This is a genomic window from Deinococcus aestuarii (assembly GCF_018863415.1).
GTDB lineage: Bacteria > Deinococcota > Deinococci > Deinococcales > Deinococcaceae > Deinococcus > Deinococcus aestuarii.
The window spans coordinates 38,351-51,102 of the sequence record NZ_JAHKSN010000001.1; the positions used below are offsets into that span (position 1 = coordinate 38,351).

General features: G+C 68.8%; 16 protein-coding genes. 5 read left to right on the top strand and 11 right to left on the bottom strand.

Annotated features, from left to right (window positions below):
• Positions 1-50: 50 nt before the first annotated feature.
• Genes IC605_RS00195 through IC605_RS00205 form a run of 3 tightly spaced genes read right to left on the bottom strand, consistent with a single transcriptional unit; the run spans position 51 to position 1,296 of the window.
• Positions 51-362, bottom strand: coding sequence for a GNAT family N-acetyltransferase (locus tag IC605_RS00195; protein ID WP_216317561.1), 312 nt, complete (start codon positions 360-362; stop codon positions 51-53).
• A complete protein-coding gene (yjjX, locus tag IC605_RS00200; RefSeq protein WP_216317562.1) occupies positions 359-877 on the bottom strand; it encodes an inosine/xanthosine triphosphatase in 519 nt (172 codons plus the stop codon). The genes IC605_RS00195 and yjjX overlap by 4 nt, the downstream gene beginning before the upstream one ends.
• Positions 874-1,296: a DinB family protein gene (locus IC605_RS00205; RefSeq protein WP_216317563.1), complete on the bottom strand. Its 423-nt coding sequence runs from the start codon at positions 1,294-1,296 to the stop codon at positions 874-876. The genes yjjX and IC605_RS00205 overlap by 4 nt, the downstream gene beginning before the upstream one ends.
• A 131-nt stretch (positions 1,297-1,427) precedes the next feature.
• Between IC605_RS00205 and IC605_RS00210 the strand changes: the two genes are divergently transcribed.
• Positions 1,428-1,871 carry a response regulator gene (locus IC605_RS00210; RefSeq protein ID WP_216317564.1) on the top strand — a complete coding sequence of 148 codons (444 nt, stop codon included), beginning with the start codon at positions 1,428-1,430 and terminating at the stop codon, positions 1,869-1,871.
• 12 nt (positions 1,872-1,883) lie between these two features.
• Here the strand turns inward: IC605_RS00210 and IC605_RS00215 are convergent, their stop codons facing one another.
• The 7 genes from IC605_RS00215 to IC605_RS00245 form a co-directional block, all read right to left on the bottom strand.
• On the bottom strand, positions 1,884-2,657 hold the full coding sequence (locus IC605_RS00215) for an alpha/beta hydrolase family protein (RefSeq protein WP_216317565.1): 774 nt from the start codon (positions 2,655-2,657) through the stop codon (positions 1,884-1,886).
• Positions 2,654-3,220, bottom strand: a complete 567-nt coding sequence (locus IC605_RS00220) for a histidine phosphatase family protein (protein WP_343216447.1) — start codon at positions 3,218-3,220, stop codon at positions 2,654-2,656. The genes IC605_RS00215 and IC605_RS00220 overlap by 4 nt, the downstream gene beginning before the upstream one ends.
• On the bottom strand, positions 3,217-4,590 hold the full coding sequence (locus IC605_RS00225) for an FAD-dependent oxidoreductase (protein WP_216317566.1): 1,374 nt from the start codon (positions 4,588-4,590) through the stop codon (positions 3,217-3,219). Before IC605_RS00225 ends, IC605_RS00220 begins: the two co-directional genes overlap by 4 nt.
• On the bottom strand, positions 4,587-4,973 hold the full coding sequence (locus IC605_RS00230) for a hypothetical protein (RefSeq protein WP_216317567.1): 387 nt from the start codon (positions 4,971-4,973) through the stop codon (positions 4,587-4,589). The genes IC605_RS00225 and IC605_RS00230 overlap by 4 nt, the downstream gene beginning before the upstream one ends.
• A gap of 46 nt (positions 4,974-5,019) precedes the next feature.
• Positions 5,020-5,943, bottom strand: coding sequence for a carbohydrate ABC transporter permease (locus IC605_RS00235; protein WP_216317568.1), 924 nt, complete (start codon positions 5,941-5,943; stop codon positions 5,020-5,022).
• Positions 5,936-6,868, bottom strand: a complete 933-nt coding sequence (locus IC605_RS00240; RefSeq protein WP_216317569.1) for a carbohydrate ABC transporter permease — start codon at positions 6,866-6,868, stop codon at positions 5,936-5,938. The genes IC605_RS00235 and IC605_RS00240 overlap by 8 nt, the downstream gene beginning before the upstream one ends.
• Positions 6,869-6,958: 90 nt before the next feature.
• Positions 6,959-7,204 carry a hypothetical protein gene (locus IC605_RS00245; protein WP_216317570.1) on the bottom strand — a complete coding sequence of 82 codons (246 nt, stop codon included), beginning with the start codon at positions 7,202-7,204 and terminating at the stop codon, positions 6,959-6,961.
• 232 nt (positions 7,205-7,436) lie between these two features.
• Here IC605_RS00245 and icd point away from each other — a divergent pair, with 232 nt between their 5' ends.
• The 4 genes from icd to IC605_RS00265 all read left to right on the top strand — a co-directional run bounded on the left by icd (position 7,437) and on the right by IC605_RS00265 (position 11,441).
• A complete protein-coding gene (icd, locus tag IC605_RS00250; RefSeq protein ID WP_216317571.1) occupies positions 7,437-8,696 on the top strand; it encodes an NADP-dependent isocitrate dehydrogenase in 1,260 nt (419 codons plus the stop codon).
• A 99-nt stretch (positions 8,697-8,795) separates the two neighbouring features.
• Positions 8,796-9,023 (top strand): hypothetical protein, encoded by a 228-nt coding sequence (locus IC605_RS00255; RefSeq protein ID WP_216317572.1) that lies wholly within the window; start codon positions 8,796-8,798, stop codon positions 9,021-9,023.
• Positions 9,020-9,790 carry a class I SAM-dependent methyltransferase gene (locus IC605_RS00260; RefSeq protein ID WP_216317573.1) on the top strand — a complete coding sequence of 257 codons (771 nt, stop codon included), beginning with the start codon at positions 9,020-9,022 and terminating at the stop codon, positions 9,788-9,790. Before IC605_RS00255 ends, IC605_RS00260 begins: the two co-directional genes overlap by 4 nt.
• Before the next feature lie 118 nt (positions 9,791-9,908).
• Positions 9,909-11,441 (top strand): B12-binding domain-containing radical SAM protein, encoded by a 1,533-nt coding sequence (locus IC605_RS00265; RefSeq protein WP_216317574.1) that lies wholly within the window; start codon positions 9,909-9,911, stop codon positions 11,439-11,441.
• 64 nt (positions 11,442-11,505) lie between these two features.
• Here the strand turns inward: IC605_RS00265 and IC605_RS00270 are convergent, their stop codons facing one another.
• The gene (locus tag IC605_RS00270) at positions 11,506-12,672 is read right to left on the bottom strand and encodes a cation:proton antiporter (RefSeq protein WP_216318716.1); all 1,167 of its coding nucleotides are present in this window, start codon (positions 12,670-12,672) and stop codon (positions 11,506-11,508) included.
• Positions 12,673-12,752 lie beyond the last annotated feature (80 nt).

Consider the following 12,752-nt stretch of genomic DNA (forward strand, 5'->3'; position numbering starts at 1 on the left):
CCCGCCGGGGGGCAACCGTGCGTTTCCCGCTCAGGAACAGCCGAGCCTGCTTACAGCCCGAAGACCCCCCGCTGCCCCGGCTGCACGAGGTCCACGTACTCGCGGTGCTCGCGGATAAAGGCCGCCACGAAGGGGCACATGGGCACGACCTGCCGCCCCTGGGCGCGGGCGTCGTCGAGCGCGGCCTGGACGAGCTGCGAGCCCAGCCCCTGTCCCTCGTGGCCCTCCTCGACCTCGGTGTGGGTGAACATCAGCGCGGGCCCCGCCGGGCGGTACTCGGCGATGCCCACGACGTTGCCGTCCAGACGGAGTTCGTAGCGGCGCTCCTGCTCGTTGTTCGTCACCTGGGATTCGGGGCTCATGGCTCAGGGTACAACCCCGGGTCGAGGAAGGGCACGGCGGCGAACGCCACCGCCTGCCGCCACACGTCCGCCCGTGTGACGAGCCCCCGGCTGAGCACGCCGACGCTCCCCACCCCACGCTTCACGTCCACCGTGCCGAGCACCCCGTCCATCACCGGGCCGACTTCCTCGCCCGCCCGCACCCGCGCCGCGACGACCGGAGGCAGCCGCACCTCCGCCGTGCGCGCCACCTCTACCCGGTGTCCCCGTGCCACCGCGACGAAGCCGAAGAGCCGCGCCTCCTCCCCCTCGAAGCTCACGCCGCCCTCCAGCCCGACGCCCCAGTCCGCGCCGACGAGGGCCGCCCGCGCCCGGTTCACCGCCCCTTCGCGCGTCTGCGCCTCCCCGACGGGCTGTTCCGGCACGCCGCTGGGCACGGCCACGCCCTCCACCTCGGCGTCCGGCCACCACGCGCCGAACACCTCGCGCACGGGCCGCACCTTCGCGGGGTTGAGGCTGCCCACCCGGACCCTCATTCGCCGTCCCCCGGCCAGTCGCCGAGCACTCTCCGCAACAGGGCCACCTGCCCCCAGTGGTAGGCGTTATGCGCGGCGAGGTCGGTCAGCACGTCCCGCGCCCGCTCCGAGGGGTCCCCCCCCAGCGCCTGTGCCTCGGCGAGTTCGAGGGTGAGTTCGTCCATCAGGTGCCGCCAGGCCGCCTCGGTGACGGGCGGGTCCGGCCACACGTCGAGCCCTTCCGGCCACGCCTGGGTGCGGCCCGAGGCGAGGTCGAGGCTGGCCCGCGTGGTGACGGCGAGGTGGGCGAGCAGCGCCACGAGGGTGTAGGGAACGCCGGGCACGGGCCGGGAGGCGACCTCGAAAGTCAGGCCGTCGAGAAGCTGCGACGGCTCGCGGAAGGCGGCCCCGCCCGCCAGGGAGGCTTGCAGGAGATTCATGGAATCCAGCCTAGCCCGACTCAAGGGAGCCCCAAGGCCGCGTTTCGGGAGCGTAAAGGCGCCGGGCGACGTTTCGGGTGTTTCTGCCAGGCGGGGGGGCGAGACTACGGGGCAGAGGACGGGAACCGCCGATGCTCAGCTCCGAAACCACCCCTATCGAGATTCTCCTCGTCGAGGACACCGAGGCCGACATCCTCCTGACCGAGGAAGCTTTTGCCGCCGCCGGAATCGCCAACCGCCTGCACGTCGTGCGTGACGGGGTGGACGCCCTCGCTTTCCTGCGGGGCGAGGGCGTCTACGCGGGTGTCCCCCGCCCGGACGTGATTTTGCTCGACATCAACATGCCGCGCATGAACGGCCTCGAACTCCTCGCCGTCCTCAAACGTGACCCCCTGCTGATGACCATTCCCGTCATCATCCTGACGACCAGCCAGGCCGAGGAGGACATCCTGCGGTCATATCAGGCTCACGCCGCGAGCTACGTCGTCAAACCCATCGACTTCGACCGCTTCTACGAGGCGATTCAGGCGCTGGGCCGCTACATGCTGACCATCGTGCGGGTGCCGCCGGGGTAGCGGGAGCGCGTCTCAGGGACCAAGCAGGAACCGGACGGTCTCGTCCCGCATCTTCTGACTCGTGTAGTGCCCGACTCCCGGAAACACGGTCTCGCGGAAGGCATCGGGGCATCCCGCCCGCATGTAGGCCTCGCGGTATGCGGCCGCGGTGGGGACATGGTGCGCGGAGAGGGGAAAGGCCGGGTCCACGTCCCCGCTCGCCAGCAGGAGGGGGGTGGGCGGGGCGTCCCCGGCGTGGGTGAGGGGGCGGTGGGCCTCCAGGAAGGCGCGCAGTTCCGGCCTCCCGACCTCGGGCTCGTGCCAGACGCCGGACGAGATCAGGGCCGCCGCCCGCCGCACCCGCCTCTCGGTCCGCGCGAGGGTCTGCGTCACGTACCCGCCCATGCTCGACCCGGTGACGGAGACGGGAACCGGACCGAACAGCTCCGCCAGGGCGTCCAGCAGGGCCGGGGCCTCCGCCACCGTCCGGCGCACGCTCTCCCAGACGTACTCGCGGGCGTTGAGCCCGGGCGGCGTGTCTCCCAGCCGCTCGCCGTGCAGCGCCGCGTCCGGGACGACGACGGCCCAGCCGTGCGCGGTGAGCCCGGAGTACACGCCGAGCTTCCCTTCCTTCGCCGCCCAAGCCCCGTGGTAGGTGAGGCAGACGGCCCGCACGTCGGCCAGTTCCGCAGGTCGCTCGATCAGGACGGGAACGCCCGCCAGCACCCGCCGCTCGATCAGGTACGGGGTGCCGTCATAGCTGGGCGTGGCGTGGGGGTCGGCGGGGTTGAAGGTTCGCTCGGTCATGCCGTCTCCAGTCGCGCCGCTCGTCCTTCCGTGCCCAGTTGCCACACGTCGGGAGTACGGAGCTTCGCCCAGCCCTCGAAGTCCAGTCCCAGCGCCAGGGCGAGCAGGTTGCCGTGGGTGACGACGGCGGTGAGGCCGCGTGGACCGCGGGCACCGGCGAGGGCCTGGCCGACGCGAGTCCGCGCCGCCGTACCCGATTCACCCCCGGCCAGCGTGAGTTCGGCGTCCGCGAAGCTGGCCCGCAGATGCGTCATCCAGTCGGGCAGGTCAAAGCCGCTCAGCGCCCGCTCCGTCAACCGCCCGTCCGTCTCGACCTCCGGCCCCAGCCGCTGGGCCAGGGGACCCACCGTGTCCACCGCGCGTTTCCACGGGCTGTTCACGATGCGGGTGATGCCCAGGTCGGCGAGCTGTTCGGCCAATCGTGCCGCCTGAGCCTCGCCCTCGGGAGTCAGCGTCGCGTCGGGAGCCTGTCCGGTCGCCTTCGCGTGGCGGATGAGGAGGAGTGTCCCCGCCGCGATCTTCGGCCCATCGCTGACGGCGGAGAGCCCACCGCTCCCCCTCACACATTCCCCCCCAGCCTTCGCATCTCCGTTTGCAAGGCCGCCACGTCCACGCAGCGCACCCGGCCCCCCTGCTCCCGCGCCGCCCACGCCGCCGCGATCCCCGCCGCCTCGCCCATCGTGTGACAGTTTTGCTGCACCCGGATCGCCGACTGCGCCTCGAAGGTGCTCGACGCCGCGCGGCCCGGCACGAGGAGGTTGGTGATCCCATACGGCACGATGGCGCGGTACGGAATCTCGTGGTAGGCATCGGGGGCGAAATACGGCGCCGTGCCCTCCCGCTCGTGAAGCAGCCGCGCCCCGCCCTTGACCGAGTGGATGTCCACCGGGTAGTGGTTGCGGCAGATCGAGTCCTCGAAGCGGCGGCAATCCAGAATGTCCTCCAGCGTCAGCGTGTACTCGCCTTTGACACGCCGCGTCTCCCGCACCCCCACCATCGGGGCGACGGTGCCGATGTAGGCCGACTCGCACCCCTCCAGGTAGCGGCGGCAGAAGGCCGTGAGCCGGTCAATGGCTACCCGCCCGTCCGTCTGCGCCGCGCTGAGGTGCCAGGGGTCCGCGCCGTCGTTCAACTCGGCCCGGATGCGCGGGCAGTTGAAGCTGATCTCGCCGGGCCGCCCCGGCACGCTGAAGCCCTGGAAGTAATCGCCGTCGCGCTCCTCCAGCACGCCCGCCGCCACCGCCTCCCGGAAGAGGGGTTCGAGCGTGGACCGCTTGCCCCACACCATCCAGAAGTGCAGGAAGCTGGGCCCCGTCTGCCCCTGCCCTCGGGCATTCAGGAAGGCGCACAGCCGCTCCGTATCTACCCCCGCGAGCGTGAAGCGCAGGCTCATCGCCTGGTGAAGGCCCTCCTCGTCGCCCGCGTGGAAGGGGACACCCGCGCCCACCGCCACGTCTGCATCCCCCGTCGAGTCGATGAAGACCTCCGCCCGGAGCGCCTGCAATCCGCCCTTGTTGTGGACGACGAGCGCTGTAATCCGCCCCTCCTCCACGAGCGGCTGGACGACGTGCGTGTGGTACAGCACCTCGCCGCCCGACTCCAGCAGCATCTCCTCCAGCACGAACTTCATGCCCTCGGGGTTGAACCAGTTGTCGTTGCCGCCGGGGTCGGTGGCACCGTCGCCCCGCGCGTGGAGGCGGGCCTTGAGTTCGTCCGTCAGCCCCCGGTTCAGGTTCCGCCCCGCCGAGACGTTGCGCATCAGCGGCGTGACCCAGGCGTTCGTGCCCGTGCCGCCGAGGCTCCCCTGCGCCTCCACGACGAGCACCCGCGCCCCGGCCCGCGCGGCGGCGATGCCCGCAATGGCGCCCGCGGTGCCGCCCCCGGCGACGAGGACATCCCAGGAGCGGGGGTTGGTGGTGTAGGGGAGACTCACTGGACGTTGACCTTGCCCCACGACTTCCCGTTGACGACGACCTCGAAGGGGATCGTGCGGGCGGGCGTTCCGGGGTCGGTGTAGGACAGGGTGTTCTCGGTGTAGACGGCGGGACACACGGCCCCAGAGTTGGTCTTGGTCGCCTCGGCCTTCAGGGTGAGGGCTTGAGCCGTCCGGGACACCAAGGTCAGGCGGTGGTTCGTGTCCTCACACGATCCGGTGCCGACCCGCACATCCACCTGCATGGGCGCCGTTGGGGAAACCGTGGCGGGAAGACTGACGCCCACCACGTCCAAGGTGACGGGGCGAGGTATTCCCAGAAGTCCGCACCCGCCCAGAGGCAGCGCGAGGAGCAGGGAGGCGGCAGGCCACAGTTTCGTCATGCCGCCATCCTGCCATTCTGCTCGTTGTTCCGCTTCCGTACCTGCCTCACCCCTTCACCGCCCCCTCGATCCCCTTCATGAAGTACCGCTGCCCGAAGGCGAAGATCACCAGGATGGGGAGGACGGTGATCACCGCCCCCGCCATCACGGCGCGCGAGTTCGTGCTGAAGGTGCCCGAGAGTTCGAGGAGCCCCGCCGACAGCGGCATCAGGTTCTTGTCGGGCAGCATGATCCGCGCCCACAGGAACGAGTTCCAGTACGCGACGAACTCCAGGATCGAGAAGGCCACGATGGTCGGCAGCGCGAGCGGCAGCATGATCCGCCGCCAGATCGTCAGCTCCTTCGCGCCGTCGATCCGCGCGGCCTCGATAAGTTCGATGGGCACGCCGAGATACGCCTGCCGCAGCAGGAAGAGCCCCACGATGCTCGCCACCCCCGGCAGCACCACCGCCGCGTACTGCCGCGCCGCGTCCAGCACCGGGTTCGTCTGCTGAAGGAGCCCCAGCTTGATCGTCGTGATGTAGTTGACGATGAGGCCCGCCTCGTTGGGCAGCACCATCAATACCAGGATCGCGTAGAAGATCAGGTCCCGCCCCGGAAAGCGCATCTTGGCGAGCGGGTACGCGGCGAGCGAGGCCAGCGTGACCGTCAACGTGACGCCCAGCGTGCAGATGATCAGGCTGTTGACGATCAAGCGCCAGAACGGCACCGTCGTCCCCTGGAAGACCTCGACGTAGTTGCGCAGGCTCACGCCCTTGGGCAGCAGCTTGGCCTCGTAGATGCTCCCCGTCGTCTCCAGGCTGGTGATCAGCGTCCAGTAAAAGGGATAGAGCAGGATCAACCCGATGACCACGAGCACCGTGTAGGAGAGGGTGTTCCAGAGGAGGTCCTTGCGCCGCTTGCGCGCCTTGATCTGGCTCAGCGTCGGGCTGACGACTGAGGGCTGACGGCTGACCGCTTCCTTAAGCATCGACCTTCCCCCCCCTCGTCAGCTTGAAGTTGAGAAAGCCGAACAGGATGCTGATGACCGCGATGATCAGCCCGGCGGCGGCGGCGAGCCCGTACTGGAAGTCCACGAAAGCCCGCGAGTAGGTGAAAAAGAGCGCCGTGTACGTACTTCCGGCGGGTCCGCCCTGGGTCATCACGTAAATCTCCTCGAAAACCTTGATCGCGCTGATGGTGCTCAGAAGACTGCACACCAGGATGGTGGGCCTCAGCCCCGGCAGCGTCACGTTCACGAAGACCTGCCAGCGGGTCGCCCCGTCGATCACGGCGGCCTCCTCCAGCTCGCGGCCAATCGCCTGCAAGCCCGCCAGGTACAGCACCATGTAGTACCCGATGCCCTTCCACAGCGTGACGAACATCACCGCGTAGAGGGCCGTGGCGGGGTTGTTGAGCAGGCTGCCGCGCGCCTCCAGGCCCAGGAACCTCAGCACGGCGCTCACCGGGCCGTCTTGCTGGTACATCCATGTCCAGATCAGGCCCACCACCGCGAAACTCGTCACGACGGGGACGTAGTACGCCGTGCGGAACAAGCCGATGCCCCTCAGGGGCCGGTTCACGAGCATGGCGACCGCGATGCTCAGGAGCTGGATGACCGGCACGACGAGGATGTATTTCAGGCTGTTCGTGAGTCCCGCCCAGAACTGCGAGTCGGCGGCGAGGGTGCGGAAGTTCGCAAGCCCCACCCATTCCGGCGGGGAGATGATGTTGTACCTGGTAAAGGCCAGGTACGTGCCGAAGAACACCGGCCAGGTGTGATACAGGACGAGCAGGATCAGGAAGGGCAGCATGAAGGCGTAGGCGACCAGGGTGTTGCGCACGGTGACGCGCGCTCCCTGCGCGCCCCGGACATGCTGCGCCCGCCGCGACTCCCGCCCCTTGGTGGTGGTCATGCCCGGCAGTCTACGGGGAGAGGCCCCATTAAGGAATGAAAAACCGGCCCCTTCGCAGGCGGCCGGTCAGGAGACGGGTGTGCCGGGAGTTCAGTGACCGTCGCCGTCCTGCGCCTCGCGCTTGCCCTCGCCGTACTCGGCGTGCGCCTCGGCGTTGTGGACCTCGGCCTTGGCGCGGTCCTCGGCGGCCTCGGCCTTGTCCTTCAGGTTGTCGGCGGTGCCCCCGAAGTTGCTGGCGAGGTCGTGCCCGGCGGCGCGGGCGCGGTCGGCCCCCTCGTTCAGCTTGGCCTTGGCGGCGTCGGCCATGTTCCCCAGCGTGCTCTTGTCATCACTCATGCGTGTTGACCTCCTGTGGATGGATTCCCGGATGGGTACCTCCAAGGATGCGCCCGCAAGCTCAACCGTGGGTAAGGGGAGTCTTGGCCTTCGCGTCACCCTTTCCTAGCCGCGCCTTGAGGCTGCGGGGGTTTCGCTGCCCCCTGCGAAAACTTGGACCGCGTGTACCCATCCCGGGTAACAGAACGCACCTTCCCCCATTCGGGGGGTGGGGAGGTAGAGTTGGGCCGTCATGACGAACACCCAGCAGCACGTCAAGGTGCCCACCCAGGGCGAGAAGATCACGATGCAGGGCGAGACGCTCCAGGTACCCAACCACCCTATCGTCCCCTTCGTGGAGGGCGACGGCACCGGGCCCGACATCTGGCGCGCGTCCGTGCGGGTGCTCGACGCGGCGGTGGAGCGCGCCTACGGCGGCGAGAAAAAGATCGAGTGGCTGGAGGTCTACGCGGGCGAGAAGAGCGTGCAGGTCTACGGCGAGGGCGAGTGGCTCCCGCAGGAGACCGTGGACGCCTTCGGCGAGTACCTCGTCGGCATCAAGGGCCCCCTCACCACGCCCGTCGGCGGCGGCATCCGCTCGATCAACGTGGCGCTGCGCCAGGAACTCGACCTCTACGCCTGCGTGCGCCCGGTGCAGTACTTCGAGGGCGTGCCCAGCCCCCTCAAGCGGCCAGGTGACGTGAACATGGTGATCTTCCGCGAGAACACGGAGGACATCTACGCGGGAATCGAGTACCGCGCCGGGACCCCCGAGGCGGCCAAGGTCCGTGACTTCCTGATCAACGAGATGGGGGTCAACAAGATCCGCTTCCCCGAGACCTCCGCGTTCGGGGTCAAGCCCGTCTCGAAAGAAGGCACCGAGCGCCTCGTGCGCGCCGCCATCCAGTACGCCGTGGACAACGGGCGCAAGAACGTGTCCCTGGTCCACAAGGGCAACATCATGAAGTTCACGGAGGGCGGCTTCCGCGACTGGGGCTATGAGCTTGCCAAGCGCGAATTCGGTGCGGTCGAGATCGACGGCGGCCCGTGGTGCCAGCTTCCGAACGGCATCGTCATCAAGGACGTGATCGCCGACAACTTCCTCCAGCAGATTCTCCTGCGCCCCACCGAGTACGACGTGATCGCCACCCTGAACCTCAACGGCGACTACATCTCCGACGCCCTCGCCGCCGAGGTGGGCGGCATCGGCATCGCGCCCGGCGCCAACATCAATTACGTGACGGGCCACGCCGTCTTCGAGGCGACCCACGGCACGGCGCCCAAGTACGCGGGCAAGGACGTGATCAACCCCTCCTCGGTAATCCTCTCCGGCGAGATGATGCTGCGTTACATGGGCTGGACCGAGGCCGCCGACCTGATTCTGAAGGGCCTCGACCAGACCATCCAGCAGAAGGTCGTCACCTACGACTTCGCCCGCAACATGGAGGGCGCGACCGAGGTGAAGACCAGCCAGTTCGCGGACAAGATCATCGAGAACATGCGGAACGCCTGAAGTTCGGGACGTGGAGGGCAGGGGTCAGCGTTGGCCTCTGCCCCTTGTCTTTTTGCTGAAGGCTGACTGCTGACGGCTGATCGCTCTATCCTTGCCCCCATGACCCGCCTCCTCCTCGCCCTCGCGGGTGTGATCCTGCTCGCCGTCCTGGCGCTGTCCCTGGTGTGGCTCGCCGGGCAAGTGCTCGTGGGCCTGGGCTCGTTCATCGTCGGGACGGCGGGTGTGCTGGGGCGGCTGCTCGGTTATCTGCTGGGGACGGGGCTGCTCGCCGGGCTGGCCTACTTCCTGGCAAGCGCGTGGCGACCGACAAAGGGGGCGCGCCCTTGACCGCCGCCGACCGTTTCCTGGGCCGCGCGGACGCCTACGCGCAGGGGCGACCCTCCTACCCGGCCTCGCTCGGCGCGTGGCTGGCGGAGCGGGGGTTGCTGGGTGACCTGGTTGCGGATGTGGGTGCGGGCACGGGCCTCTTCACCCGCCTGCTCCTCGCGCACGGTGCGCGGGTCGTCGCCGTCGAACCCAACCCGGAGATGCGCGGCCAACTGGCGGCGGGACTCGCCGGGGAGATCGAAGCGGGGCGCCTGACCGTGCAGCCGGGCTCCTCCGAGTCCACCGGACTGCCCGACGCTTCGGTATCGCTCATCACCGCCGCACAGGCGGCCCACTGGTTCACGCCCGCGCCGACGGTGGAGGAGTTTCGCCGCGTCCTCACTCCTGGCGGGCGTGTTCTGCTCGTCTGGAACGACTGGCGGGGCGAGGAGACCGCGTTCAACCTCGCCTACCGTCAAGTTGCCCTGCGTTTTCAGGAGGAGGGCACTCCCGACCTCGCCACCCGCGTTCCCGAGGACGAGCTTCCCTTGTTCCTCCCCGGCGGCTTCGAGCGCGTCACCTTCGAGAACCCCCTGACCCTCACCCGCGAGCGGCTCCACGCCCTCGCCGGGAGCGTGAGTTACCTGCCGTCGCCGAGTGACGCCGCGTACCCGGGGATGACGCGGGCCCTCGACGCCGTGTTTGACGCGCACGAGCGGAGCGGTACCGTCACACTGATGTACCGCACGCACGCCTTTCTGGGCGGGGTGGACGCGCCGACCCCGTGACTCCCGCTTCATTTGGGGAAACAAAATCCTTTAAACTATTCGATTGTGACGCGCGCTGATTCCTGAGCACCCCTCAGCTCCCAGCGCCGCCCCACCTTCTAGGAACCGTGGAGGCTTCTTGAGTTACTGGCGCAACCAGATCAAACCGCTGCTGGACGTGGAGAAGGGGACCCTTTTCAAGCAGGCCCCGATCCGCGTCACGCTGGCGTTTCCCAACCGCTATTCCGTGGGGATGGCTTCTCTGGGCTATCAGGTCATCTACCGCATGTTCAATCAGGAAGAGGGCGTTGCCTGCGAGCGGGCCTTCCTCCCCGACGACGTGGACGCCTTCGAGCGCACGGGCCAGGCGCTGCCCACCGTGGAGAGCGGGCGCGATGCAGGCGACTGCGAACTCTTCGCCCTGAGCGTGTCCTTCGAGCTGGACCTCACCAACATCATCCGCACCCTGGACGTGGCGGGGATGCACCCGCTGCGCGCCGAGCGCGACGACAACGACCCCATCGTGATGATCGGGGGTCCCTTCACGTCCTCCAACCCCTACCCGCTGACCCCTTTTGCCGACATCATCGTGATCGGCGACGGCGAGCAGATCGTGCCCGTGGTGTCGGAGGCCCTGCGGGAGTCGCAGACGCGCGAGGACTTCTACGACCTGATCGACGGGATGCCCGGCATCTTCCTCCCCGCCCGGCACGTCCACGAGCCGACGTGGGCGACGGCGCCCAAGGAACTGCTGCCCGCCTACAGCCAGATCGTCACGCCGAACTCGGAACTCAGCAACATGTTCCTGGTGGAGGCGCAGCGCGGCTGCCCGCGCCCCTGCACCTTCTGCCTCGCGCGGACGATGTACGGCCCCAACCGCAACAACCAGGCGCAGGAACTCCTCGACACCATCCCCGACTGGGTGGAGAAGGTCGGGCTGGTGGGCGCGGCCCTCTCCGACTTCCCGCACACGAAGTACGTGGGGCGGGTGCTCACCGACCGCGGCATCAAGCTGGGCGTCTCCAGCATCCGCGCCGATACCGTGGACGCCGAACTCGCCGAAATTCTGAAGGCGGGCGGCCTGCGGACCTTCACCGTGGCGAGCGACGCGCCGAGCGAGCGTCTGCGCCGCTGGCTGAAGAAGGGCATCACGACCGAGGACCTGACCAAGACCGCGCAGATCAGCCGCGACCTGGGTTTCTCGGGCATCAAGGTCTACATGATGATCGGCCTGGGCCCGGAGAACGACGACGACATCACCGAGCTGATCGACTTCACGAAGGACCTCGCCAAGATCAACCGGGTCGCGCTGGGTATCTCGCCCTTCGTGCCCAAGCGCCACACGCCGCACTTCGCCGACCCCTTCGCGGGGGTGCAGACCATCGAGAAGAAGCTCAAGCGCATCCAGAAGGAGCTGCGGACGACCGCCGAACTGCGCAACGTCTCCGCCAAGTGGGCCTGGGTCGAGTCGGTGATCGCCCGCGGCGGCCCCGAGGTCGGCATGGCCGCCTACTCGATCTACAGGAGCGAGAGCATCGGCGCGTGGAAAAAGGCGCTTGACGAGGTGGGCTGGCACGACGAGTTCGAGGCGAACACGCCCGCCATCGGCCTGCCGCCCGGGCAGTACGAGCCGCGCGAGGTGAGCGCGCACGCACAGGGACTGGCGGTGTAGGGGGACAGGAGGCTCAAGGAGAAGGCAGATGGCAAGGGACAAGCCGTCTGCCTTCTGCCTTCTCCTACCCCGTCCGCGCCTCCCGCAACCGCCTGTCCAGCAGCGGCGCCAATTGACCGTCGAAACGGGCGAGGAGCGGCCCAATGATGGCCGTGAGCAGCACGTACACGGCGGCGAGCGGTCCCAGCGTGGGCACGAGGCTCAGGCCCAGCCCGGCGATCAGGATGCTGAACTCGCCGCGCGGGATCAGGGTGGCCCCGGCGCGGAAGCGGCCCCGCGTCTGCACCCCGGCGCGGGCGGCCCCCCACCACCCGGTCACGAACTTGGTGACGCTCGTGACCACCGCCAGCCCCGCGGCGGGCAGCAAGACCCCCGGCACGCTCCCCAGGTCGAGTTGCAGCCCGAAGAAGACGAAAAATACGGCGGCGAAGAGGTCGCGCAGCGGCTCGATCAGCCCGCGGGTGCGGTCGGCGACCTCGCCGGAGAGGGCGATTCCGACGAGAAAGGCGCCGATGGCCGCCGACACCCGCAGCAGGTCGGCCACCCCCGCCACCACGAGCACCAGCCCGAACACGCTCAGGAGCAGCGTCTCGTTGTTCCGCACGTTCACCACCCGGCTCAGGACGTGCCCGTAGCGCAGCGCCAGAAAAAACGCCAGCACGAAGGCGTCCAGAGCCACGACCAGATTGACCCCGACCGCCGCCACCGTCCCGCCGATCAGGAGCGCGGCGACGACGGGCAGGTAGACGGCCATCGCCACGTCCTCCAGCACGCACACGGCGAGCACGACGGGCGTCTCGCGGTTGCCCAGGCGTCCCAGGTCCGACAACACCTTGCTGGCGATGCCGCTGGAGGTGAGATAGGTGACGCCTCCCAGCAATACGGCGCCGAGCGGTGGAAAGCCCAGCAGCAGCCCCGCCACGGCGCCCGGCGTGAAGTTCAGCGCGAGGTCGAGCAGCCCCACCTGACGGTTCGCCCGCAGGTTGTCGCGCAGCTCCTGGCTGGTGTACTCCAGCCCCAGGGTGAAGAGCAGCAGCACCGCGCCGATTTCCGCCCCGACATGGATGAATTCCTCGGGGCCGTCTCCCAGATGCAGCACGGCCCCGAGCGCGATTCCCGCGAGGAGGTAGAGCGGAATGGGCGTGATCCCCAGCCGCCCGGCGGCCCGGCCCACAAAGGCGAGGGCGAGGATGACCGCGCCGATTTCCAGGAACAGTTGACCGAGGGACAGGGGAGGGCCTCCAGGGACGGCGAGCAGGCCGGAGCCGGTGGGCGAGGCGCGCGGGGAGAAGGGGAGGCTCAGGAAAAGGC